The organism is Pseudomonas sp. Ost2, assembly GCF_018326065.1.
In the GTDB taxonomy this organism is placed as follows: Bacteria; Pseudomonadota; Gammaproteobacteria; order Pseudomonadales; family Pseudomonadaceae; genus Aquipseudomonas; species Aquipseudomonas gingeri.
Genome location: NZ_AP021904.1, coordinates 5,476,520 through 5,499,553, shown reverse-complemented (window position 1 = coordinate 5,499,553; position 23,034 = coordinate 5,476,520). Strand labels below are relative to the sequence as shown.

Annotated in this window: 23 protein-coding genes; 15 read left to right on the top strand and 8 right to left on the bottom strand. The window is 62.1% G+C overall.

The features are described from left to right. The first annotated feature begins 18 nt into the window (after nt 1–18). The 5 genes from KI243_RS24130 (at nt 19) to KI243_RS24110 (ending at nt 5,183) form a co-directional block, all read left to right on the top strand. Nucleotides 19–1,140, top strand: coding sequence for a beta-ketoacyl-ACP synthase III (locus tag KI243_RS24130; RefSeq protein ID WP_017124533.1), 1,122 nt, complete (start codon nt 19–21; stop codon nt 1,138–1,140). Between the two features lie 168 nt (nt 1,141–1,308). Continuing rightward, nucleotides 1,309–1,920, top strand: a complete 612-nt coding sequence (locus tag KI243_RS24125; RefSeq protein ID WP_017124532.1) for an RNA polymerase sigma factor — start codon at nt 1,309–1,311, stop codon at nt 1,918–1,920. Continuing rightward, a complete protein-coding gene (locus KI243_RS24120; protein ID WP_017124531.1) occupies nt 1,914–2,153 on the top strand; it encodes a zf-HC2 domain-containing protein in 240 nt (79 codons plus the stop codon). The genes KI243_RS24125 and KI243_RS24120 overlap by 7 nt, the downstream gene beginning before the upstream one ends. Nucleotides 2,154–2,406: 253 nt before the next feature. Beyond that, nucleotides 2,407–3,735 carry an OprD family outer membrane porin gene (locus KI243_RS24115; protein WP_212809989.1) on the top strand — a complete coding sequence of 443 codons (1,329 nt, stop codon included), beginning with the start codon at nt 2,407–2,409 and terminating at the stop codon, nt 3,733–3,735. A 323-nt stretch (nt 3,736–4,058) separates the two neighbouring features. Then, nucleotides 4,059–5,183, top strand: a complete 1,125-nt coding sequence (locus tag KI243_RS24110) for a GNAT family N-acetyltransferase (protein WP_212809988.1) — start codon at nt 4,059–4,061, stop codon at nt 5,181–5,183. Nucleotides 5,184–5,200: 17 nt separating this feature from the next. Here the strand turns inward: KI243_RS24110 and aqpZ are convergent, their stop codons facing one another. The 5 genes from aqpZ to KI243_RS24085 form a co-directional block, all read right to left on the bottom strand. Next, nucleotides 5,201–5,899 (bottom strand): aquaporin Z, encoded by a 699-nt coding sequence (aqpZ, locus tag KI243_RS24105; RefSeq protein WP_017124529.1) that lies wholly within the window; start codon nt 5,897–5,899, stop codon nt 5,201–5,203. A gap of 192 nt (nt 5,900–6,091) precedes the next feature. Further along, nucleotides 6,092–7,924 carry an ABC transporter ATP-binding protein gene (locus KI243_RS24100; protein WP_212809987.1) on the bottom strand — a complete coding sequence of 611 codons (1,833 nt, stop codon included), beginning with the start codon at nt 7,922–7,924 and terminating at the stop codon, nt 6,092–6,094. An 85-nt stretch (nt 7,925–8,009) separates the two neighbouring features. After that, nucleotides 8,010–8,576 (bottom strand): peptidylprolyl isomerase, encoded by a 567-nt coding sequence (locus KI243_RS24095; protein ID WP_212809986.1) that lies wholly within the window; start codon nt 8,574–8,576, stop codon nt 8,010–8,012. A gap of 3 nt (nt 8,577–8,579) precedes the next feature. Then, on the bottom strand, nt 8,580–9,383 hold the full coding sequence (locus KI243_RS24090; RefSeq protein WP_212809985.1) for an alpha/beta hydrolase: 804 nt from the start codon (nt 9,381–9,383) through the stop codon (nt 8,580–8,582). Between the two features lie 14 nt (nt 9,384–9,397). Continuing rightward, entirely contained in the window at nt 9,398–10,321 is a 924-nt protein-coding gene (locus KI243_RS24085) for a LysR family transcriptional regulator (protein WP_212809984.1), read from the bottom strand. A gap of 49 nt (nt 10,322–10,370) precedes the next feature. Between KI243_RS24085 and KI243_RS24080 the strand changes: the two genes are divergently transcribed. From KI243_RS24080 to KI243_RS24070, 3 genes are all read left to right on the top strand, one after another. Beyond that, nucleotides 10,371–10,685, top strand: coding sequence for a 3-phosphoglycerate kinase (locus KI243_RS24080; RefSeq protein ID WP_177088576.1), 315 nt, complete (start codon nt 10,371–10,373; stop codon nt 10,683–10,685). A gap of 147 nt (nt 10,686–10,832) precedes the next feature. Beyond that, on the top strand, nt 10,833–11,432 hold the full coding sequence (locus KI243_RS24075; protein ID WP_017124523.1) for an FMN-dependent NADH-azoreductase: 600 nt from the start codon (nt 10,833–10,835) through the stop codon (nt 11,430–11,432). 333 nt (nt 11,433–11,765) lie between these two features. Further along, on the top strand, nt 11,766–12,635 hold the full coding sequence (locus KI243_RS24070) for a carboxylate/amino acid/amine transporter (protein WP_212809983.1): 870 nt from the start codon (nt 11,766–11,768) through the stop codon (nt 12,633–12,635). Nucleotides 12,636–12,803: 168 nt separating this feature from the next. Here the strand turns inward: KI243_RS24070 and KI243_RS24065 are convergent, their stop codons facing one another. Then, a complete protein-coding gene (locus tag KI243_RS24065; protein ID WP_103033110.1) occupies nt 12,804–14,102 on the bottom strand; it encodes a mechanosensitive ion channel family protein in 1,299 nt (432 codons plus the stop codon). A 194-nt stretch (nt 14,103–14,296) separates the two neighbouring features. Between KI243_RS24065 and KI243_RS24060 the strand changes: the two genes are divergently transcribed. From KI243_RS24060 to KI243_RS24040, 5 genes are all read left to right on the top strand, one after another. Beyond that, complete coding sequence (locus KI243_RS24060) at nt 14,297–15,643, top strand: DEAD/DEAH box helicase (RefSeq protein WP_042934668.1); 1,347 nt, start codon at nt 14,297–14,299, stop codon at nt 15,641–15,643. 219 nt (nt 15,644–15,862) lie between these two features. Next, the gene (locus tag KI243_RS24055; protein ID WP_017124519.1) at nt 15,863–16,990 is read left to right on the top strand and encodes a hypothetical protein; all 1,128 of its coding nucleotides are present in this window, start codon (nt 15,863–15,865) and stop codon (nt 16,988–16,990) included. A gap of 1 nt (nt 16,991) precedes the next feature. Continuing rightward, nucleotides 16,992–18,236 (top strand): DUF6384 family protein, encoded by a 1,245-nt coding sequence (locus KI243_RS32975; protein ID WP_244861770.1) that lies wholly within the window; start codon nt 16,992–16,994, stop codon nt 18,234–18,236. Further along, complete coding sequence (locus tag KI243_RS24045) at nt 18,233–19,588, top strand: hypothetical protein (RefSeq protein ID WP_017124517.1); 1,356 nt, start codon at nt 18,233–18,235, stop codon at nt 19,586–19,588. Before KI243_RS32975 ends, KI243_RS24045 begins: the two co-directional genes overlap by 4 nt. 178 nt (nt 19,589–19,766) lie before the next feature. Continuing rightward, nucleotides 19,767–20,159: a hypothetical protein gene (locus KI243_RS24040; protein ID WP_017124516.1), complete on the top strand. Its 393-nt coding sequence runs from the start codon at nt 19,767–19,769 to the stop codon at nt 20,157–20,159. 45 nt (nt 20,160–20,204) lie between these two features. On the opposite strand, the gene KI243_RS24035 is transcribed toward KI243_RS24040, so the two are convergent. Beyond that, a complete protein-coding gene (locus tag KI243_RS24035) occupies nt 20,205–21,065 on the bottom strand; it encodes a DUF6279 family lipoprotein (RefSeq protein WP_212809982.1) in 861 nt (286 codons plus the stop codon). Between the two features lie 166 nt (nt 21,066–21,231). Further along, a complete protein-coding gene (locus KI243_RS24030; RefSeq protein WP_176987101.1) occupies nt 21,232–21,420 on the bottom strand; it encodes a hypothetical protein in 189 nt (62 codons plus the stop codon). A 348-nt stretch (nt 21,421–21,768) separates the two neighbouring features. Between KI243_RS24030 and KI243_RS24025 the strand changes: the two genes are divergently transcribed. Together KI243_RS24025 and KI243_RS24020 are read left to right on the top strand one after the other, a co-directional pair. Beyond that, nucleotides 21,769–22,605 (top strand): S1-like domain-containing RNA-binding protein, encoded by an 837-nt coding sequence (locus tag KI243_RS24025; protein ID WP_017124513.1) that lies wholly within the window; start codon nt 21,769–21,771, stop codon nt 22,603–22,605. 26 nt (nt 22,606–22,631) lie between these two features. Then, the gene (locus KI243_RS24020) at nt 22,632–23,033 is read left to right on the top strand and encodes a DUF2177 family protein (protein ID WP_042934640.1); all 402 of its coding nucleotides are present in this window, start codon (nt 22,632–22,634) and stop codon (nt 23,031–23,033) included. The last annotated feature ends 1 nt before the right edge of the window (nt 23,034 follow it).

Below are 23,034 nucleotides of genomic sequence, written 5' to 3'. Positions count from 1 at the left end.
GAATATAGAGGAACGACCGTGCATAACGTCGTCATCAGCGGCACCGGCCTGTACACCCCGGCCAACAGCATCTCCAACGAAGAGCTGGTGCAGTCTTTCAATACCTATGTACAGCTGTTCAATGACGAAAATGCGGCAGCTATCGAACGCGGTGAGGTTCAGGCCTTGACCGAGTCCAGTGCGGCCTTCATCGAAAAGGCGTCCGGTATCAAGAGCCGCTTTGTCATGGACAAGGACGGCATTCTCGATCCCCGGCGCATGAAGCCGCGCCTGCCCGAGCGCAGCAACGACGAGTGGTCGATCCTCTGCCAGATGGCCATCGGTGCCGCCGAGCAGGCCCTGCTGCGCGCCGGCAAGACCGCCGCGGATATCGACGGGGTGATCGTCGCCTGTTCCAACCTGCAACGGGCCTACCCGGCCGTGGCGATCGAGGTCCAGGAAGCGCTGGGCATCCAGGGCTTCGGTTTCGACATGAACGTGGCCTGTTCCTCGGCGACCTTCGGCATCCAGGCTGCGAGCAACAGCATACAGTTGGGCCAGGCGCGGGCGATCCTGATGGTCAACCCGGAAATCTGCACCGGTCACCTGAACTTCCGTGACCGCGACAGCCACTTCATCTTCGGCGATGCCGCGACGGCGGTGGTGATCGAGCGTGCGGACCTGGCGACCTCGCCCTACCAGTTCGATATCGTCAGCACCAAGCTGCTGACCAAGTTCTCCAACAATATCCGCAACAACTTCGGTTTCCTCAATCGCACCGCGGAAGAGGGCATCGACGCCCCGGACAAGCTGTTCGTCCAGGAAGGCCGCAAGGTGTTCCGCGATGTCTGTCCGATGGTCGCCGAACTGATCGGCACCCACCTGCAGGAGAACCAGCTGAATGTCGGCGACGTGAAGCGTTTCTGGCTGCACCAGGCCAACCTCAGCATGAACCACCTGATCGTCAGGAAGCTGTTGGGGCGCGAAGCCTCGGAAACGGAAGCGCCGGTGATTCTCGACACCTACGCCAACACCAGTTCGGCCGGTTCCGTGATCGCTTTCCACAAGAACCAGGACGATCTGGCGTCCGGCTCCCTGGCCGTACTCAGCTCGTTCGGCGCCGGTTATTCGATCGGCAGCGTGATCCTGCGCAAACGTTGATCGGCGCCTTCGCGTCTGGCATCGTGTGCGCGCCAGACGGGAGGGACGCTGTCCCTGTTCCGATGCGTTTCAGGGAGAGATCGCTATTCTCGTGTTGAACATGGGTATAGAGCAGCGGCAAAAACTGATGCTCCATGATGTCCCGGAAATCCGAACTCGAGGTTGTGAATGGCGGCGATGGACGATACTCAACTGCTTGAGCGACTGCTGGCAGGCGACCAGCGGGCTTACAAGGAGTTGGTCAGTACCTACCAGAGTGCGATGCGCGCGGTGGCCTATGCCATCGTCGGCAGTCGCCAGGCCGATGAAGCCGTACAGGACGCCTGGCTGGCGGTGGTGCGCAACCTCTCGGGATTCCAGGGCCGTTCGAGCCTCAAGACCTGGTTGCTGACCATCACCGCGAACGCGGCGAAGAATCGCTACAAGCAGAATCGCCGGGAAGTCCTGCTCGACGACCTGCCTTCGCCCCATGGCACCATTGGCGACGAGCGTTTTGCCAGTGACGGGCACTGGGCGCTGGCGCCGTTCTCCTGGCATGAGGACACCCCGGAAGCCCTGCTCAGCGAAGACGAACTGCGTGAATGCCTGGAGCATACGCTGTTGAGTCTTTCCGAATTGCAGAGCAGTGTATTGCTGTTGCGCGAGCGCCAGGGGCTGGAACTGGAAGAGATCTGTAATCTTCTCGAGATTTCGCTCTCTAATGTCCGGGTACTGCTGCACAGGGCCCGACTGAAAGTCTTCGCGACCGTGGAGCATTTTGAGGAAACCGGCGAATGCTGACCTGCAAGGAACAAGTGGCACGCTCCAGCGACTACCTCGATGGCCAACTGAGCTTTCGGGAGCGCCTGATGGTGCGCCACCACCTGATGTTCTGCCCCAACTGCCGGCGTTTCATTCGCCAGATGCGGTTGATGCAGGGTGTGCTGAGGAAAATGCCCGAACCGCCGGTCGAGAATCTCGACGCTTTGGCCCGGCAGTTGTCCGCCGAGCAGCAAAACGCAGAAAAACCCTGATCCGCGATAATCTCAAAAAGCCACTATTTTCCGTGCAAAGCCCCGTCAACCGGGGCTTTGCGCTTTTTCCAATGTGTTTCAAAAAGTTCCGCTGTCATAAAACCTTAATGTACCAGCAACTCCGCTGAAATAACCCCACGCCAAGATTCCCTCCCAACAAAGCTGGTCGGGCCCTACGCAACGACCGCACAGGCGTTTGATGGCAATGGATGGCGCTCAGAACAGAAGCGTTTGAACCTTGAGGAGCGAAACAATGAAAAAATCCACCTTGGCCCTGGCTGTGGCCGTAGGGGTTTTGGCCCAGCACGCTGGCGCCGCCGGTTTTATCGAAGACAGCAAGGCTTCTATCAGCTCGCGTACTTTCTACTATCGCGCGGACACCCGTGAAGGCACTGCGAACGACCAGGATGAAACCGCGCAAGGCTTCAAGCTTGACTACAAGTCGGGCTTCACCCAGGGTACCGTTGGCTTTGGTCTCGACGCCCAGGCTCTGATGGGTATTCACCTGGACGGTGGCCGTGGCCATCACCCGGACAGCAACTCCTTCTTCCCCAGCGATAGCGATGGTGGGGCCTCGCAAACCTGGGGTCGCGTAGGCGCGAACGCCAAGTTCCTCGTTTCCAAGACCGAAGCCCACGTGGGTAGCGCCCTGGCGCCAAACCTGCCGATCCTGGTTTCCAACGACAGCCGCCTGCTGCCGCAAACCTTCGACGGTGGCATCGTCACCTCCAAGGAAATCGACAACGTCACCCTGACCGCAGGTCAACTCGAGCACGTCTATGGCCGTGCATCGAGCAACGACACCGGTTTTTCGGTTGCCGGTGCCACTCGTGACAGCAACCAGTTCCGCTTCGCCGGTGGTGATTGGAAAGTTACCAAAGACCTGATGCTGCAGTACTACCACGCTGAGATGCAGGACTTCTACAAACAGGACTTCCTCGGCCTGGTACACGTATTGCCGATCGGTGACGACCAGTCGTTCAAGACTGACCTGCGTTACTTCGACAGCCGTTCCGACGGCAAGAATGGCGACGCCGGCTACCAGTTCAACAACAACGGTGGCTATGCCAAGAACAAGGGCGAGGTCGATAACAAGACCTGGACCGCCATGTTCACCTATACCCTGGGCGGCCATGCCATCATGCTCGGTCACCAGAGCGTCAGCGACGACGGCGGCTTCGTGTTCAACAACGAAGGCAACGTGGTCGATGGCAACGGTCGTGCCGAAGGCAACGGCGGTTCCAGCTTCTACCTGTTCACCGACAGCGTGGTTGGCAGCTTCATCCGTGCTGGCGAGCAGACCAACTTCGGTCAGTACTCGTACGACTTCGCCAAGCTCGGCGTACCTGGCCTGAAGGCATCGATCGCCTACCTGCGCGGTACCGACATCAAGGCCACCACCGGTGTCGGCAAGGACCAGACCGAATGGGAACGTGACCTGCGTGTGGACTACGTGATCCAGAGCGGCATGCTCAAGGGCTTCGGCACTACCCTGCGTACCGGTACCTATCGCGGCGACACCAACGTCGCGGCGCAAGACCAGACCCGTCTGATCTTCAACTACACCTACAACTTCCTGTAATTCAGGAAGCTCCAGCGTAATGGTCGCCTGGCCCGAGGGCCGGGCGACTTCGTGATCCCAAGCTTTTTCTTCATCCGTTAAAGCTTCCACGGCTCCTTGACCCTGCTTCGGCGGGGTCTTTTTTTGCCCCGGCGATCGTACGCTCGCCGCAGCGTTCCAGGCCGTTGCCAGCGCCCTTCAAGATGGGAGCAAGATTGCCCCCGCCGCCCGCGCAAGTCCAATGAAGAACTTTTTAACATCGGGCCGGCACAGGACTGCTGGTTCTCATGGCCGGGCACTTGCGCGATACTCCCACGGCGTTATGCACCTGCCTGGGGATACCGATGCCGCTACAACGTCTGCAAAGCCTGTCCGAGATCGTTCCCGCGGATTGGGATGCGCTGGTGCCCGCAGGGCAACCGTTTCTGCGCCACGCCTTCCTCAGCGCCCTGGAGGACAGCGGCAGCCTGGGTGAACATTCCGGCTGGCAGCCCGAGCACCTGCTGCACGTCGAGCAGGGACGGCTGATCGCGGCGCTGCCCAGCTATCGCAAGTGGCACTCCTACGGCGAGTACGTGTTCGACCACGGCTGGGCCGACGCCTGCGAGCGAGCCGGGATCGCCTACTATCCCAAACTGTTGACGGCGGTGCCGTTCAGTCCGGTCAGTGGCTCGCGCCTGCTGGCAGCCAGTGCCGCGGACGGTTTCGAACTGCTGGCGGCGCTGCCGGGGTACCTGGAGATCGAGGAGCTGTCCAGCGCCCATATCAACTTCACCGACAGCCTGGCCGATGCCGCCCTGGCGGAACAGCCGGGCTGGCTGCAGCGTTTCGGTTGCCAATACCATTGGCAGAACCGCGAGTACCGCGACTTCCAGGATTTCCTCGACGCCCTGAGCTCGCGCAAGCGCAAGCAGATGCGCAAGGAGCGCGAGCAGGTCGCGGCCCAGGGCTTCGAGTTCGAATGGCTGGAAGGTCGCGAGCTGAGCGAGGCGCAGTGGGACTTCGTCTACGCCTGCTACGCCAACACCTACGCGGTACGCCGCCAGACGCCGTACCTGACCCGGGAATTCTTCAGCCTGCTGGCCGAGCGCATGCCCGAGGCGATCCGGGTGGTCCTGGCCCGCCAGGATGCACGCCAGGTGGCCATGGCCTTCAGCCTGATCGGTGGCGACAGTTTCTATGGCCGTTACTGGGGCTGCCTGGCCGAGTTCGATCGCCTGCATTTCGAAACCTGCTTCTACCAGGGCATGGACTACGCCATCGCCCACGGCCTGCAACGTTTCGACGCCGGGGCCCAGGGCGAGCACAAGCTGATTCGCGGTTTCGAACCGGTGATCACCCATTCCTGGCATTACCTGCGCCATCCCGGCCTCAAGGCGGCGGTGAGCGATTTCCTGGCACGCGAGCGGGTCGGCATCCTGGCCTATGCCGAAGAGGCGAGGGCGGCGCTGCCTTACCGGCAGGCCTGACCTTCGCCGTTGCCGTATCAGCCATCGTCCTTGCCCAGCCAGCGATAGACCAGGCCACCGAACAGCGCCCCGAGCAGCGGTGCGAGCCAGAACAGCCACAACTGCTGGAGCGCCCAACCGCCGACGATCAAGGCCGGTCCGGTGCTGCGGGCCGGGTTGACCGACGTATTGGTCACCGGGATCGAGATCAGGTGGATCAGCGTGAGTGCCAGGCCGATGGCGATGGGCGCCAGTCCGGCGGGAGCGCGTGGGTCGGTGGCGCCGAGAATGATCAACAGGAACATCGCCGTCATGACCAGTTCGCAGACAAACCCCGCGACGACCGAATACCCCCCGGGAGAATGCGCGCCGTAGCCGTTGGCGGCCAGGCCCCCGGCCAGTTCGAAGCCGGGCTTGCCGCTGGCGATGAAGAACAGCAACGCCGCTGCGACGATGCCACCGATCACCTGGGCGAGCACATAGGCCGGCAGTTCCCGCAACGGAAAGCGCCCGCCGACCACCAGCCCGACGGAAACCGCCGGATTCAGATGACAGCCACTGATATGGCCGATGGCGAAGGCCATGGTCAGCACCGTCAGCCCGAACGCCAGGGAGACGCCAAGCAGGCCGATGCCCACGGCGGGAAATGCCGCCGCCAGTACCGCGCTGCCGCAACCTCCCAGAACCAGCCAGAAAGTACCTATTCCTTCTGTGATAGAACGTTTGAACAGAGACATGCGTCCCGTCCTTGATAGGTCAGCCTATCGCTTCGATAACGCGATGATGCATCCGTGCAGTCTGACAACAGGTCCCATGCCGGAACCTGGGATGAGTACAGCAGGATCTACCGACAATTCCAGTGCCTGGAAACGACCACGGCCCTTGTTTTCAAAGGGCCGTGGCATCAGCGGGGGGGGAGCTGGCGCGAATCAGTCGATACCGACGAACCCACCGGTCTGGTGTTGCCACAGCCGCGCATACAGGCCGCCATGGGCCAGCAGCTCGGCATGGCTGCCGGTTTCGGCGATACGGCCGTTTTCCAGGACCACCAGGCGATCCATGCGGGCGATGGTCGAGAGACGGTGGGCGATGGCGATCACGGTCTTGCCCTCCATCAGGGTTTCCAGGCTTTCCTGGATCGCCGCCTCGACTTCCGAATCCAGTGCCGAGGTCGCCTCGTCCATGATCAGGATCGGCGCGTCCTTGAGCAGCACCCGGGCAATGGCGATGCGCTGGCGCTGGCCGCCGGAGAGTTTCACCCCGCGCTCGCCGACATGGGCGTCGAAGCCGGTACGGCCCTCGGCGTCCGAGAGCAGGTGAATGAACTCGTCGGCCCTGGCCTTGTGCACCGCTTCCCAGAGCTCGGCATCGCTGGCATCGGGCTTGCCGTACAACAGGTTGTCGCGGATCGAGCGGTGCAGCAGCGAGGTGTCCTGGGTGATCATGCCGATGCGCTCGCGCAGGCTTTCCTGGGCGACTTCGGCGATGTCCTGGCCATCCACCAGGATGCGTCCGCCCTGCAGGTCATAGAGCCGCAGCAGCAGGTTGACCAGGGTCGACTTGCCGGCGCCGGAAGGGCCGATCAGGCCGATTTTCTCGCCAGGACGAATGGTCAGGTTGAGATCGCCGATCACCCCGCTGCGCTTGCCGTAGTGGAAGTCCACATGCTCGAAGCGCACCTCGCCCTGACTGACCGCCAGGCGCGGGGCCTGCTCGCGATCGGTCACGCTGACGGGCTGGGCGATGGTCTGCAGGCCGTCCTGGACCATGCCGATATTTTCGAAGATGCCGTTGACCACCCACATGATCCAGCCGGACATGTTGACGATGCGGATCACCAGGCCGGTGGCCAGGGCGATGGCGCCGACCGAGATCAGCGACTGGGTCCAGAGCCACAGGGCCAGGCCCGTGGTGCTGACGATCAGCAGGCCGTTCATGCTGGTGATGGCGACGTCCATGCTGGTCACCACGCGGGAGGCCAGCTGGGTTTTCTCGGTCTGTTCCACCAGCGCCTCGCGGGCGTACTGCTGTTCGAAATGGGTATGGGCGAACAGCTTCAGGGTGGTGATATTGGTGTAGCCGTCGACGATCCGGCCCATGAGCTTGGAGCGCGCATCGGAGGAGATCACCGAGCGTTCCTTCACCCTCGGCACGAAGTAGTAGAGGGCACCGCAGTAGGCGGCGAGCCAGACCAGCAGCGGGATCATCAGGCGCCAGTCGGCCTCGACGAACAGCACCAGGGAACTGATCACGTAGATCAGCACGTGCCAGAGCGCGTCGACGGCCTGGACGGCGGAGTCGCGCAGGGAGTTGCCGGTCTGCATGATGCGCTGGGCGATGCGTCCGGCAAAATCGTTCTGGAAGAAGTTCAGGCTCTGCTTGAGCACATAGCTGTGGTTCTGCCAGCGGATCATGCTGGTCATGCCCGGGCTGATGGTCTGGTGCACCAGCAGGTCGTGCAGGCCGAAGAAGATCGGCCGCAGGACCAGGGCGACCACCGTCATCCACAGCAGCTCGCCGCCATGGATCGTGAAGAAATCGGTATTGGGCGTGCCCTGGGCCAGGTCGATGATCCGGCTCAGGTAGCTGAACAGTGCCACCTCGATCAGCGCGGCGAACAGGCCGACCACCAGCAGCGCGGCGAAACTCGGCCAGACCTGGCGCAAGTAATACAGGTAGAAGGGCAGGACGGTGTTGGGCGGGGCGGCGGTGGGGGCGTCGCGGAAGATATCGATCAGTTGTTCAAAACGACGATAGAGCATGGGGTCTGACGCCCGTCGGGCGGGCTCTCCTTGAAAGTGAAGCAGCGCCAGCCACGGGCACCCGGCCCACGGTTGGCGCCTGCCTTTAGTCGATGCGCTTGGCCGACTTGATGATCACCGGATTGACCGGCACATTCTGCATGCCTTGTTGGGTGGTTGTTTGCGAGTTGACGATGATGTCGACCACGTCCATGCCTTTCACTACCTTGGCGAATACGGCATAACCGGCGTCGCGGCCCGGATCGAGAAAGGCATTGTCCGCGACGTTGATGAAGAACTGGCTGGTGGCCGAGTTCGGGTCCGAGGTCCGTGCCATCGACAGGGTGCCACGCACGTTGTGCAGGCCGTTGCTGGCTTCGTTCCTGATCGGATCCCTGGTGGTTTTCTGCTGCATCTGCTGGGTAAAACCGCCGCCCTGGATCATGAAGCCCGGAATCACCCGGTGGAAGATCGTGTTGGTGTAGAAGCCGCTGTCCACGTACTTGAGGAAGTTCTCGGTACTGATCGGCGCCTTGACCGGGTCCAGTTCGATTTCGATGGTGCCGTTGGTGGTCACCAGTTGCACATGGGGTGCCTTGGCGGCATCGGTAGCGGCCATCAGGTTGGCGGCGAACAAGACGGAGCCGGTGAAGAGGGCGATTTTTTTCAGCATGGTTCAGTGATCCTGGGTGGTGGTTTCGACTGCGGTTAGAAACTCGAGCAGGGTACGGTTGAAGACCTTGGGTTGGTCCAGTGGTGTCGCGTGACGGGAGTCGGCGATGACCACCAGTCGCGCGTCGGGAATCAGTTTGACATAGCTTTCCTTCAGCGCGACCGGGGTGTAGTCGCGGTCGGCGCTGACGATCAGGGTTGGACAGGTGATACGTGAAAGTCGTTCCTGCACCCCCCAACCGACGATGGCGTCGAAGCTGGCGAGATAAGCACGTTTGTCGTTTTTTGCCCAGCGCTCGGTCATCTTGCGGCGCAATTCTTCCTGTTCCGGCTTGGGAAACAGCATCGAGCCGAGGGCCTTGCCGATACTGTTCAGGCTCAGCAGGCGTGCCAGGCTCCAGCGCTTGGCCCACTGCCAGTAGTCACCGGGGGTGCGCACCTTGACCTCGGGAGCACTGTTGATCACGCACAGGCTTCTCAGCAGCTGTGGCTGGTCCACGGCGATCTGGAAGCCGATCATCCCGCCCATGGACAGGCCCGCCAGATGCACGCGGCCCAGTTCCAGGTGTTCGATCAGCGCCACGATATCGGCGCTGAAACCGCCGATGCTGTAGCGCTCGCGGGGCTTGTCGGAGCGGCCATGGCCACGGATATCCATGACGATCACCCGGTAGTGTTCGGCCAGCACCGGCACCTGCATCTCCCAGTCCAGGCCGCTGGAGCCCAGGCCGTGTACCAGCAGCACCGGCGTGCCGTGGCCATGTTCCTCGTAATGCAGTGTGCAACCGTCGTGTTCGAAATAGGCCATCGGTCAACGTCCTGTCAGGCTTGCTGGGGAGCCGCGAAGGGGGCGTCCAGTGGCGCGGTGTCGAAGGTGCGCAACAGCTCGACGAGAATCTGCGTCGCCGGTCCCAGGGGTTTGTCCTTGTTCGAGTACAGGTAGAACGTCGGGTGGCGGCTGCCGCCCTGGTCCAAGGGTAGTTGCTTGAGCAGGCCTTCGCGGATTTCCCGTTCGATCATGTGGCGTGGCAACCAGGCAAAGCCCAGTCCGTTGCCGACAAAGGTGGCGGCGGTGGCGAGGCTGCCGACGGTCCAGCGCTGCTCGGCGCCGAGCCAGCCGACATCCCGTGGCTGTTGGCGGCCGGAGTCGCGGATCACCACTTGCAGCTGGCTTTCCAGGTCCTGGAAGGTCAGTTCCCGTTGCAGGCGATGCAGGGCGTGTTCCGGATGGGCGACGGCGACGAACTCCACCGTGCTCATTTCGGTGCCCAGGTAGCCGGGGATATTGAAACCGCTGATGGCCAGGTCGGCGACGCCTTCGAGCAGTACTTCCTCGACGCCGGACAGCACTTCCTCGCGCAGGCGCACACGGCAGCCGCGGCTCTGCGGCATGAAGGCGGTCAGGGCCCGTACCAGCCGGGCATTGGGGTAGGCGGCGTCGACCACCAGGCGTACCTCGGCTTCCCAGCCCTGTTCCATGTGATGGGCGAGGTCTTCGAGCTGGCTGGCCTGTTTCACCAGTTGCCGCGAGCGGCGCAGCAACACGCCACCGGCTTCGGTCAGTACCGCCTTGCGCCCATCGATGCGCAGCAGCGGCACGCCGAGCTGGTCCTGCATGCGGGCCACGGTATAGCTGACAGACGACTGCGAGCGATGCAGGGCTTCGGCCGCCTGGGCGAAGCCGCCATGATCGACCACGGCCTGCAACGTTCGCCATTGATCGAGGGTCACGCGGGGCGCTTTCAAGTTGGGCTCCTCTTGTCCTAAGCTGGCGGTCTACATTGGAGACCGCCGAATGAGAAAGATCTGTTGTGTGTTGCTGGCGCTGTTGCCACTCAGCGCGTTTGCCTATCCCATCGATGTCGAGAAGCAACTCAATGGCCTGAGTATCGACTACACCACCTACGACACCGATGAAGACATCGGCTCGATCAATCTGAGCAACTACGGCAAGACCGATGCGGTGTGCAAGGTGGTGTTCCGCAACGGCCCCGAAGCCCCGCGGACCCGCCAGGTGGAAGTGCTGGCCGGCAGGAACACCAACGTCACCGCCAAGTTCAACCGCAAGATCATCCGGCTGCGCATGGACCTGTCGTGCTCGGCGAAATGAGACCGGTGGGGCATTGCCGACAAGCATGCTCCGTCTATAAACAAATTTATAGATAGGTTGTAGCAGATTTTTCCGCTTTTTAATCGATATCCTGCTGTTTAACCTTCACTCCATCGACTTACCGCACCCACCGATGGAGCACCTCCCATGTCCCGCGTTCTGATCATCGAAAGCAGCGCCCGCCAGCAAGACTCGGTTTCCCGTCAGTTGACCCAGCAGTTCATCAGCCAATGGCAGGCTGCACACCCGACCGACCAGATCAGTGTGCGCGACCTGGCGAAAAGCCCGGTGCCCCACCTGGACGGCAACTTGCTGGGCGGCTGGATGAAGCCGGTTGAACAGCGCAACGAGATCGAGCAGGCCTCCCTCGAGCGCTCCAACCTGCTGACCGACGAGTTGCTGGCGGCGGACGTGCTGGTACTGGCCGCGCCGATGTACAACTTCGCGATTCCGAGCACCCTCAAGGCCTGGCTGGACCATGTGCTGCGGGCCGGCGTGACCTTCAAGTACACCGAAACCGGGCCGCAGGGTCTGTTGACCGGCAAGCAAGCGTACGTCCTCACCGCCCGCGGCGGGTTGTATGCCGGTGGCACCAACGATCACCAGGAACCCTATCTGCGCCAGGTGCTGGCCTTCGTCGGTATCCATGACGTCAGCTTCATCCATGCCGAAGGCCTGAACATGGGCGGCGACTTCCAGGAAAAAGGCCTGAACCAGGCCAAGGCCCGGATCGCGCAGATTGCCTGAGACCTTAATCTTCAGCTAATCGCCGGGTGTTCTATTGGTCCTCAGCGAAATAGCCCCTTCAAGTTGTTTGCGCATCGAACCTCCCTTTGCACCGGTTGCTCCCTGGTGCACGTAACCCGATCCGGCTGCCCTGCCCGATCGGGTTTTTTTTCGCCCGAGATTTCACTCCCCCCGAAAAGCCGTTAAGGTCGCCGCCATCTATCTGTCCAGGCCGGTTTCCCTTGTGGGAGCGGGCTTGCCCGCGAAGCTGTTGGCGACCGCCAGGGCCTCTTCGCGGGCAAGCCCGCTCCCACACAGGATGTCGGCATACCGCACAACATGGGTGAGGCATTCATGGGTTATCTGCTTTTCGTCACGCTGATCCAGGCGTTTTCCTTCAGCCTGATCGGCGAATACCTCGCCGGTCACGTCGACAGCTACTTCGCCGTGCTGGTGCGGGTGTTGCTGGCCGGCCTGGTGTTCATCCCGCTGACCCGCTGGCGCCAGGTAGAGCCGGCGTTCATGCGCGGCATGCTGCTGATCGGCGCCTTGCAGTTCGGCGTGACCTACGTCTGCCTGTACCTGAGCTTCCGCGTGCTGACGGTGCCGGAGGTGTTGCTGTTCACCATCCTCACGCCCTTGCACGTGACCCTGATCGAAGATGCCCTGAACCGGCGCTTCAACCCCTGGGCCCTGGTCGCGGCGCTGGTGGCCGTGGGCGGCGCGGCGGTGATCCGCTATGACCGGATCAACCCGGACTTCTTCATGGGCTTTTTGCTGTTGCAACTGGCCAACTTCACCTATGCCGCCGGCCAGGTGCTCTACAAACACCTGGTGGCGCGTCATCCCAGCGACCTGCCGCACTACCGCCGTTTCGGCTATTTCTACCTGGGTGCGCTGGCGGTGGCGTTGCCGGCCTTCCTGCTGTTCGGCAAGGCCAACTACCTGCCGGAAGCACCGCTGCAATGGGCTGTGCTGGTGTTCCTCGGACTGGTCAGCACCGCGCTGGGCCTGTACTGGTGGAACAAGGGCGCCTGCCTGGTCAACGGCGGCACCCTGGCGGTGATGAACAACCTGCATGTGCCGGTGGGGCTGCTGATCAACCTGCTGATCTGGAACCAGCATGAGGATCTGGGGCGGTTGTTGCTGGGCGGTGGGGTGATTCTGGCGGCGGTGTGGATCAGTCGGCTGGGTGTTCGCCGTACTGGCGTTTATCGCGGATAACCGTGGCGCCGGATTGTCGGAAGCCACGAGTTTTCCGATGCACACAAGGCATGTGCCCGACCGCATTCCTGTGGGAGCCGGGCTGCTTGAGAGGGTTGAACCGGTCAGCCCTCATCCATAAGTGTCGCGATGCCGGCGCAAGGGACGCTATCGCCAGCGAGCCGGTTCCTACAGGGCACGGTGTTCCGGGCCTGGAATATGGCTGGCGCCCAGCAAGGCCGGCAACATCCCTGAGCGCAAGTCGCCGCCGCTCGGCTGCTGGTACAGGCTCAAGCCAAACTCCGGCAGCACCGCCAGCAGATAATCGAAGATATCACCCTGGATCCGTTCGTAGTCGGCCCAGGCGGTGGTGCGGGTGAAGCAGTAGATTTCCAGGGGCACGCCCTGGGCCGTGGTCTGCATCTGGCGGACCATGCAGGTCATGTTGGCCTGGATCTCCGGATGGCTTTTCAGGTAGGCCAGGGCATAGGCGCGGAAGGTGCCGAGGTTGGTCATGCGCCGGCGGTTGGCCGACATCGCCGCGACATTGCCCTGGGCCTCGTTCCAGCTTTTCAGCTCGGCCTGCTTGCGGCCGATGTAGTCGGTCAGCAGGCGGACCTGGCTCAGGCGCTGTTCTTCCTCGTCATGCAGGAAGCGCACGCCGCTGGCATCGATGAACAGGCTGCGCTTGATCCGCCGTCCGCCGGACTGCTGCATGCCGCGCCAGTTGCGGAAGGATTCGGACATCAAGCGCCAGGTCGGGATCGAGACGATGGTCTTGTCGAAATTCTGCACCTTGACCGTGTGCAGGGTGATGTCCACCACATCGCCGTCGGCGCCGACCTGGGGCATCTCGATCCAGTCGCCGACCCGCAGCATGTCGTTGCTGGTCAGTTGCACGCTGGCGACGAACGACAGCAGGGTGTCCTTGTAGACCAACAGGATCACCGCCGACATGGCGCCAAGACCCGATAGCAGCAACAGCGGCGAGCGGTCGATCAGGGTGGCGACGATGACGATGGCGCCGAGCACGAACAGCCCCATTTTCGCCAGTTGCACGTAGCCCTTGATCGAGCGGGTCCGCGCGTGTTCGGTCCGTGCATAGATATCCAGCAGGGCGTTGAGCAGGGCGCTCAGGGCCAGGACCAGGAACAGCAGGGTGACGGCCAGCGCCGCGTTGCCGAGGAACAGCAGAGCGGTCTTGCTCAGTTCCGGCACCAGGTACAGGCCGAACTGGATCACCAGCGACGGCGTCATCTGGGCCAGGCGATGGAACACCTTGTTCTGGTGCAGGTCATTGAGCCAGTGCATCGCCGGCTGGCGCCCGAGCAGTTTGGTCGCGTGCAGGATCAGGTAGCGTGCCACTCGTCCGAGCAGCAGCGCCACCACCAGCAGGAACACCAGGCCCAGGCCGGTGTGCAGCAGGGGATGTCGGTCGAGGGCGCCCCAGAGGTCCTGGGCATTGAGCCAGAGCTGTTTCATATCCATGGGAAAAGAGGAATCTTCTGAAGGAAATAACGAATCGATTAGAGCATTTAAGCCTGCGGATGTGACGGTTGAAGACAAACCTGCTCACAAAAACGTCACTGTTTGTGGCTCAAAGTGCAAAGAAACTCGGCCTCGGCGCTCGAAACCGTTACCCTATGCAGCTGAATATTTTGCATTTCTTCGAGGTAGCACCCGTGTTTTCCCAATTCGCCCTGCACGAACGCCTGCTCAAAGCCGTGGCCGAGCTTAAATTTGTCGAGCCAACGCCCGTGCAGGCAGCGGCCATTCCGCTCGCGCTCGAAGGGCGTGACCTGCGGGTGACGGCGCAAACCGGCAGCGGCAAGACCGCCGCCTTCGTCCTGCCGATCCTCAACCGCCTGATCGGCCCGGCCAAGGTGCGTGTCAGCATCAAGACCCTGATCCTGCTGCCGACCCGCGAGCTGGCCCAGCAGACCCTCAAGGAAGTCGAGCGCTTCTCCCAGTTCACCTTCATCAAGTCCGGCCTGATCACCGGCGGCGAGGATTTCAAGGTCCAGGCCGCCATGCTGCGCAAGGTCCCGGATATCCTGATCGGTACCCCGGGGCGGATGATCGAGCAACTGAACGCCGGCAACCTCGACCTCAAGGAAGTCGAAGTGCTGGTGCTCGACGAAGCCGACCGCATGCTCGACATGGGCTTTGCCGAAGATGTGCAGCGCCTGGTGGACGAATGCCCGAACCGCCAGCAGACCATGCTGTTCTCCGCGACCACCGGCGGTTCCGGCCTGCGCGAGATGATCGCCAAGGTCCTGAACAACCCCGAGCACCTGCAGCTCAACGCGGTCAGCCAGCTGAACGACACCACTCGCCAGCAGATCATCACCGCCGACCACAACCAGCACAAAGAACAGATCGTCAACTGGTTGCTGGCCAACGAGACCTACCAGAAGGCCATTGTCTTCACCAACACCCGGGCCATGGCCGACCGTATCTACGGTCGCCTGGTCGCCCAGGAATACAAGGCGTTCGTCCTGCACGGCGAGAAGGACCAGAAGGACCGCAAGCTGGCCATCGACCGCCTGAAGCAGGGCGGGGTGAAGATCCTCGTGGCCACCGACGTCGCCGCCCGTGGCCTGGATGTGGAAGGCCTGGACCTGGTGATCAACTTCGATATGCCGCGCAGCGGCGACGAATATGTCCACCGCATCGGCCGCACCGGGCGTGCCGGTAACGACGGCCTGGCGATCTCGCTGATCTGCCACGGTGACTGGAACCTGATGTCGAGCATCGAGCGCTACCTCAAGCAGAGCTTCGAGCGCCGCACCATCAAGGAAGTCAAAGGCACCTACAGCGGGCCGAAGAAGGTCAAGGCTTCGGGCAAGGCCGTGGGCGTGAAGAAGAAAAAGACCGACGCCAAGGGCGACAAGAAGAAGTCGTCGGCCAAGGCACCGACCAAGCGCAAGATCGCCAACCGGCCGAAGACCGACGCCCTGTCGCTGGTCAGCAAGGACGGCATGGCACCGCTCAAGCGCCGCAAGCCGGCCGCTCCCGACGCGGAATAACCCGCCGTCGCGTTGTCAGCAGAACCCGGACCCTGTCCGGGTTTTTTATTGCCGCCTGTTGCCCGCGTGGCGATTTCAGTGCTGGCATTCTGATAAAAATCCACTGGCCAGGTAGGCACTTTTCCTACAGCGCTCTGTTACCATTTCGCGTTCACGTCAGCTCGTCAGGGCTAGGGATAAAGGCGTCTTGCCTCAGGGCGCCGCATAGGGAACAGGCTCATGAACTACCTCGAACGCTCCATGTCCGCGCTGCGCTCCATCGGCATCACTTTCCCTGACCAGAACGCTCCGGTGCTGGCGCTGCTGGACAAGGTGTCGGTGTATGACGCCAACCGTGTCACCAATATCGCCGCCACCCTGCAACAATCCACGGTGTTCAACGCCGCGGTCCGCGACAAGCTGCAGGGCATGGATATCAGTACCCGTTACGCCGATATCGCCACCAGCTTCGATTCGATCCAGTCCGATGCCAAGCAGATGATGGAGTGGATGGCCGACGGCAAGCTGCAATTTTCCGAGCGCATCCGCCTGGGCTGGATGAACATGCGCCGGGGGTCGATCCCGGACCGGTTCGAGGATATCCGCAAGAACTACCTGGACGTCGCCAAGTCGGCGAACGAGCAGATCCGCCTGGAAACCCTGATTCTGGAGGCCTATCAGGATTATCGCCTGGCCATGAAGACTGCCGAGGTCGATGCCAGCGAGGTGCAGAAGATCGCCCAGGCGAAGATGGACGCCGGGCGCAAGGCCCTCGCCGATGCCGGTGCGGCCCTGGAGCCCGCCGAGATTGAAGCGTCGGAGCGGGTCAAGCTGGAGCTGGCCCGGGATGTCGCCCTGCGTGACCTGCAGGACGAGGACAAGCGCTTCCAGATCATCACCGACATCGCCGAGCAGCTCAAGACCGCCTACAACGCGGCGGAACTGGTGTTCGCGCGCCTGAGCCAGTACCACTCGGTGAAGGAACGGCTGTACCAGCGTGCCGTCAGTTTCTTCGCCACCAACGAGATCGTGCTGACCGGCCTGGCGGCGGGCTTTACCTCGTCCGGTGGGCTGGCGGAAGTCACCAGTACCCTGAATGCGATGAACGACGGCATCAACTCCAGCCTCGAAATTCAGGCCAGGGTCGGTGGCGACCAGTTGAACGCGGCACTCAAGGCCGGTTACGGCGGGACCTTGAAAGCCAGTTCGGTCAAGGCCCTGGCCGATGCCGTGGTGGAGTTCCAGGCCAGCAGCCTGAACCTGATCCAGGAACTGCGCAAGGAGTCCTCCGCGGCGGCGGCCGAGATCGAGTCGATCACCGAGGACAGCAAGCGTCGCTTCACCGCACTCCTGCAAAAAGGAGTCTGAGGTGAGCAACGTCTCTCTCACCGACCAGATGGGGGCCATGGCCCTGGTCGACGAGTTGCGCTACAGCCAGGCCGAGATCCAGAAGCACCTGGATCTTCCCGGCCATCGCCGGCAGGTGGCCGAGCGTATCCGCGAGTTCTACCGCTCGAAAGGAGTGGAGGTCGACGATGCCCTGGTCGAGGAAGGTGTCCGCAACTTTTTCGCCAGTCGCCTGATCTATCAGGCGCCGACGATCGGTCCGGTAAGCCGGCGGCTGGCGCGGGCCTATATCGGCCGTGATCGCTGGCTGCGACCGACGATTTTTGTCCTGGCGGCGTTCATGGTCGTGCTGGTCATTGGCAATCCGGTTTCGAATTTCTTCGGCAGGATCTCACGCGAGGGCTCTCAGATGGGCCTGGACAAGGCTCGCGAGCAGGTCGTGAGCCATGCCGGCCAGGTTGAGCAACTGGATAAACGTGTCGCCACGCTGAAAGCCGACCCGTTGCTGGCCAACGCTCCGGCTGCGCAGCGGTTGCTTGAGCAGGCCCGGTTGGCACTGGACAAGTCCCGTTCACTGAAGCTGCCCGCGTTACCCGAGCATTTCAGCAACGAGACCCGCGATGCCGAATACAAGCTCAAGAACACGGTGACCGAGCTTCTCGACAAGGATAACGCCGACCTGCAGGCGCTGACGGGGAAGCTGGATACGCTGACCGCCCAGGCGATCGCCACCCGGCCGTTGCTCAAGCAACTGCAGGATGCCCGCGACAGCGTGCGCGGGATGGGCTTGAACAGCGCGGACAGCGAGCAGTTCCAGCCGTTGTTCGCCAGGGCCGAGCAGGCCATCAGGGTGCTGGACGCGCCAGCCGCCGAGCAGGCGTTGGCGGACGCCGGGCAACTGCGGGACGTGGCGGCGACGCCATTGACCCTGGAGGTGGTGAGCCGGGCCGGTGAAAAATCGCTGGTCGAACGCAACTATGATCCCAACGGCAGCAAGACCTGGTACCTGCTGACCGAGGCGACGGATGCGGCCGGCAACGTGGTTGCGGTGCCGATCACCAGTGTCGAGAGCGGCGAGCGGCGTTATGCGGCGGTTTTTGGCGTGCGGGTCAACCAGGCCACCTACCAGGCGGTCCGCAAAGACAAGGAACAGGACGGTCATGTCGATGATCGACTGGTGGGCAGGAAGGCGGCCAACTCGCTGTCCTTCAAGTTCCTCAAGGGACCCGTCAAGGGCAAGGCTGATTACATCCTGGAGTGGCAATGAACGCGAGCAGCATGATGGCATCGCTGAGTGAGAACTCCCGGCGATACGAATACGAACTGCGCAAGCTCCAGCTGGAACTGTCCAATGCCCACGAGCAGGAGCTGCGGCTGCAACAGACGATGAGCACCGTCTTTCCGCAGTTGGCCAGTCATCAGTTGAGCGGTGGTGCCACCGTGTCCGTCGAGGTCCAGCGCCTGCTGGAGCAGCGCACCCAGGCCGAGGCCGAGTTGCGCCAGAGCCTGGCCCGGACGGAAGCGGCGATTGCCCTGCAAGTGCAGGCGGTGGCAGGTGTTGTCGATGAGCTCGAAGGCCTGGCCGCAGGTCTCGAACAACAGCTTGAGCAGGATCCGCTGTACCGGCAGCAGGCTGCCCTGCTGAATGAGTCCCTCGCCCGCTGTGCCGAGGCGGACAAGTCCTACAAGGAACTGCGGGCCGAATGCCGGGCCAAGCTGCCGGCCTTCCAGGTCGATCCGTTTTACCTCTATCTCAAGGGCCGCGGCTTCGGCACCGATCATTATTCTGGCCGGGCGCCCTGGCGCAGCCTGGACCGCTGGCTGGCGCGCCTGTGCAATTTCACCGAGAACCAGGCGTCCGAGCGGACGCTGCTGGCCATGCAGGAGGCCAATGAAGCGGCCAGCTGGCAGCGTGACGCCAATCGCGGCATCCATGAAGCCGAGGTCGAGCGGCTGCGTCATGCGGTTGTCTCCGGCAGCGATATGTCGGCGATGCAGGTACGGCGGCAGCAGGCGCAACAGGCCGTGGACGCGGGCAAGGCGCAGGCCAACGCGATTCATGAGCGCCTGCAACCCTTTGTCACTCGCCAGGACAGCTATTTCGTCAAGGCCTCCGAGTTGCTGGCGCAGCAACTGGCCGATATGAGCCACGTGACCCTGGAGCGCCTGGCCGGGCAGACCACCGGCCTGGAAGATGACGAGCTGGTGCTGCGGATACGCGATCTGCGCACCGAGCTGGATGAGCTGCGACTGCGCGTACCGTTGCTGGAGATGAAGTGCCGCGACGCCACCAGCGACTATGAGCGCGCCAAGCAACTGGAGCGCGAGTTGCAGTCGGGCGAACATATCAGTGCCCGCTACGAGTATTCCGACAAGATCGATCTGCAAGCGTTGATGGTCGGTTTCATGGGCGGTGGCTTGTCCATGGGGCAGGTGGCGGATCAGGTGGACAGCTTGCGCAAGGCGGCCAAGGTGGTCTCCAGTTCATCGAGCAGTACCCATGCGAGTTTCAGTTGGAGCAGCAGTTCGGAGGGCTCGTCGAGCAAATCCAGTTCCAGCATCTCGTTCAGTTCCTCCCGGTCCACCGGAAGTGGTTTCTCCACCAGCGACAGCCTCTAGCGGGGCCAGGACGACGAATCACGGGGCAGCGCAGGCTGCCCCGTGTCGTTTGCGGCAATCGGTGTTGTTCCGCCCAACGGTCGGTGTCGGTGTGCAATCGGGCTGAACGGCGGCCGCTGCGGCCGGTCACTACTGATAAGGGAGATTTTTCCTTTCAACGGTTGGAGGTTGCATCAGGATGACGACTTATAACTGGGAGCTGATCGAACGTCTGCTCCACGAAGTGCAAAACGGTGCGGGCCACAGCTTCGCGCCACGGGCCTATGCCGAGGAGCATGCCGCCACCCAGGCCGCCGAAGGCGAGCATCCGGGTAACCTGGATACCCTGAAAGCCCTGGCGGCGGACTATGAGCGGCTGTTGCTGAAGAACGGCTTTATCGAGTCGCGGCCGGAAGAAGAGGGTGGCAATGGCGAGAACTTTGTCCTGACGCCCCGTGGCTCCAGCCTGCTGAGCCTGATCGACAGCAGCATTCCCGGCAATGACCATCCGCGCCAGGTGCTGGATGAACAGCCCGATGCACTGGACCCGCTGGTGTTCGACGAAGTGGCGTCCAGGGCGCAGATTGCCTGATCGCACTTTGATCGCTCCCGCGCGGCGCGTGGGAGCGATCATGTCTCAAGCCGCCTTCAGGCACTTCAGTTCGCTGAAGTCGCGGCGCAGGTCGGCGATTCTTTTCAGCAACTGATTACGCTGGGCGGGCGTACTCTCGGCCATCAGGTCCACCAGCAGGCTGCGGGCGGCCTGCTCGGTGCGTGCGTAGGCCTGGCGGTATTCGGCGGTCCACAGGCTGTCCCGATGTTGCAACAGCTGCTCGATGCGCCGGGGAAAGTCGGGGCTCTGCCGGGCGGCGACCGCGGCGCTCAGTTGTGCCTGCCAGTGTGCGCGGTTGGCGATCCACAGGCGGTTCTGCTCGCCGAGTTCGGTTGACCACTCGATCACCCGTTGCTGTTGCTCCAGGCTCAGCGGACCGAGCCAGGCCTTCAGGCGCTTGCTCATCCGCTCCGCGCGCTGGCGCATCTGTTCATCCAGGGGCAGGGCGACATACTCGGCCTGACGTTCGCGCTGTTCACTGGCGAACGCCTCGTTCATCTCGGCGACTTGCCGATCATCCAGGCCCTGGAGCAGTTCGACCGCTGACGGCGTGATTTCCCGGGCGACCTGGGCAATCGCCGCCTTGGCCTCAACGGTTCGTGCCTGCAGCTCGCTATCGTTGACCTGGCCGTTTTCGACCATGCGCTGCAAGCGGTCGAGCCACTCCAGATAGCCAGGCAATTGCGTGGTGCAATGCCATTGCAGGTGTTCCTTCAGGCGTTCGTTGAACCAGCCCTTCTGCTCGCGGTTCATGTCCACGTAGTCGCCGAGGGTCCAGGGGATGATCACATCCAGATTGCGATAGGCGACGCCGACCCGGGTGCAGGCAGCCAGCGCCAGGCCCAGTATCAGGCAGCAGAACAGGAAAAGGGATCGACGCGACATGAGCGAATCCTTGCGAGGGCGTTTTCCCATAGAACGCCTTGTGGCCTGGCGGTTCAATGCAAAGATGCGATCAGTGTCGGGGGAGGTCGCTTCAGCCCTAGCGCCTTGAGGATCAAAGCGCATAGCGGCCAAGGTGTCGCGAGGGGGAAAAGCTTCGAGGCGTGACTTACTTCTTGCCGAGGGTGATCTGTTTCGACGGGCCGAAAGTCTGGCCGCTGACGCCTTTGGCAATTTGCTGGATCTCGCCGCCGGATTTCAGGAAAGCAGCAATTTGCTCGTTGATCGAGTCGCTGGTCTCAACGGCTGGAGCTGGCTTTGCTTTGCTGTTGGATGCTTTTACGCGCATGGCGGCCATTAACCTGTAGATATTAACTGGATCGACCATCATACCTGAAAAGCTTGACAATAGCTTGGTAAATATCCTCCTGAAATACGCGGCGGTATTATCCGCGCAATCTTCAAGTTGAACTCATTATTGTCCCCTAAGCCGCTGTTTTAATTCGTAACCCTGGCCCTCGGATTTTCCCGATGCGCCTGGTTTTGCCGTCCGGCTCGGGTCGCGGCCTGACGAGCGGTGCCATGATCTGCCGCGCAGGCCTTGAAAAACCGCGATTGCCGGGGAATTTCCCGGGGTGGGCGAGGGCCATGAAACAGCACCGCCAAACTCGGGTAGAATGGCGCCCACGCAATGAGGGTATTGGAAATGGCTTTAGTCGGGCGTTACAACAGCTTGCAAGTGGTTAAGCACACTAACTTCGGTTTGTACCTGGACGGTGCGCAGGATGGCGAAATTCTTTTGCCCAACCGTTATATCCCCAAGGATATTCCCAGTGAAGATGAAGACTGGCTGAATGTTTTCATTTATCTGGACAGCGCTGACAAGTTAATTGCCACCACTGAAACACCGAAAGTTCAGGTCGGTGAATTCGCCAGTCTCAAAGTCAAGGAAGTCAACAGCATCGGCGTGTTCCTCGACTGGGGACTGCCCAAGGACCTGCTGCTGCCGTATTCCGAGGAAAAGCGCCAGTTGAGCGCCGGCGAGTACTGCGTGGTGCATGTCTATCTCGACAAGCACACCCGCCGCATCACCGCCACCGCGCGCCTGGATCGTTACCTGGACAAGACGCCGGCCAACTACAAGGTTGGCGAGGAAGTCGACCTGCTGGTGGCCGAAGCAACCGACATGGGTTTCAAGGCCATTATCAACAACAAGCACTGGGGCCTGATTCACAAGAACGAAGTGTTCAAGTTCCTGCGTGCCGGCAAACAGGAAAAAGGCTTTATCAAGGAGATCCGTGCCGACGGCAAGATCAGCCTGAGCCTGCAACCGGTCGGCGAAGAAGCCGCCGGCAGCCTGAACTCGAAGATCCTCGCCAGGTTGCGCGAGAACAACGGTGTCCTGCCTGTTAGTGACAAGAGCGATCCGACCGTGATCAGCGGTCTGTTCGGAGTCAGCAAGGGCAACTTCAAGAAGGCCATCGGCGCCCTGTACAAACAGGGCCAGATCGTTATTCACGCCGACCGCATCGAGTTGAGCTGAATCCCATGCCGGGAGCGCCTTCGATCATGAGAAAAGCCTTGCTGGCCTACCTGGCCATGCTGCTGGCCTTTCTCGTGCTCGACGGGCTCTGGCTCGGGGTGCTGATGGGCTCCACCTACAGGAGCCTGCTCGGTCCACTGATGCTGGAGCAACCGCGCTGGGTGCCGGCGATCCTGTTTTACCTGCTGTATGGCGTGGGCATGCTGGTGTTGGTCGTGCTACCGGCGGCGGCTTCGCGCAGCAGCCGTCGCGCCGCCGGCCTCGGAGCCCTGCTGGGGCTGGTGGCCTACGGGACCTACGATTTGAGCAACTGGGCAACATTGCAGGCCTGGTCGGGTCAGTTGGCACTCATGGACCTGGCCTGGGGGACTCTGGTGAGTTGCCTGGTCAGCCTGGTGGGGTACTGGCGGATGCGGTCCGGGGCCTGAT

Coding starts and splice junctions, on each gene's coding strand:
- KI243_RS24125 (WP_017124532.1), top strand. CDS start 1,309: ATGGCGGCGATGGACGATACTCAACTGCTTGAGCGACTGCTGGCAGGC.
- KI243_RS24120 (WP_017124531.1), top strand. CDS start 1,914: ATGCTGACCTGCAAGGAACAAGTGGCACGCTCCAGCGACTACCTCGAT.
- KI243_RS24115 (WP_212809989.1), top strand. CDS start 2,407: ATGAAAAAATCCACCTTGGCCCTGGCTGTGGCCGTAGGGGTTTTGGCC.
- KI243_RS24110 (WP_212809988.1), top strand. CDS start 4,059: ATGCCGCTACAACGTCTGCAAAGCCTGTCCGAGATCGTTCCCGCGGAT.
- aqpZ (WP_017124529.1), bottom strand. CDS start 5,899: ATGTCTCTGTTCAAACGTTCTATCACAGAAGGAATAGGTACTTTCTGG.
- KI243_RS24100 (WP_212809987.1), bottom strand. CDS start 7,924: ATGCTCTATCGTCGTTTTGAACAACTGATCGATATCTTCCGCGACGCC.
- KI243_RS24095 (WP_212809986.1), bottom strand. CDS start 8,576: ATGCTGAAAAAAATCGCCCTCTTCACCGGCTCCGTCTTGTTCGCCGCC.
- KI243_RS24090 (WP_212809985.1), bottom strand. CDS start 9,383: ATGGCCTATTTCGAACACGACGGTTGCACACTGCATTACGAGGAACAT.
- KI243_RS24080 (WP_177088576.1), top strand. CDS start 10,371: ATGAGAAAGATCTGTTGTGTGTTGCTGGCGCTGTTGCCACTCAGCGCG.
- KI243_RS24075 (WP_017124523.1), top strand. CDS start 10,833: ATGTCCCGCGTTCTGATCATCGAAAGCAGCGCCCGCCAGCAAGACTCG.
- KI243_RS24070 (WP_212809983.1), top strand. CDS start 11,766: ATGGGTTATCTGCTTTTCGTCACGCTGATCCAGGCGTTTTCCTTCAGC.
- KI243_RS24065 (WP_103033110.1), bottom strand. CDS start 14,102: ATGGATATGAAACAGCTCTGGCTCAATGCCCAGGACCTCTGGGGCGCC.
- KI243_RS24055 (WP_017124519.1), top strand. CDS start 15,863: ATGAACTACCTCGAACGCTCCATGTCCGCGCTGCGCTCCATCGGCATC.
- KI243_RS24045 (WP_017124517.1), top strand. CDS start 18,233: ATGAACGCGAGCAGCATGATGGCATCGCTGAGTGAGAACTCCCGGCGA.
- KI243_RS24040 (WP_017124516.1), top strand. CDS start 19,767: ATGACGACTTATAACTGGGAGCTGATCGAACGTCTGCTCCACGAAGTG.
- KI243_RS24035 (WP_212809982.1), bottom strand. CDS start 21,065: ATGTCGCGTCGATCCCTTTTCCTGTTCTGCTGCCTGATACTGGGCCTG.
- KI243_RS24030 (WP_176987101.1), bottom strand. CDS start 21,420: ATGGCCGCCATGCGCGTAAAAGCATCCAACAGCAAAGCAAAGCCAGCT.
- KI243_RS24025 (WP_017124513.1), top strand. CDS start 21,769: ATGGCTTTAGTCGGGCGTTACAACAGCTTGCAAGTGGTTAAGCACACT.
- KI243_RS24020 (WP_042934640.1), top strand. CDS start 22,632: ATGAGAAAAGCCTTGCTGGCCTACCTGGCCATGCTGCTGGCCTTTCTC.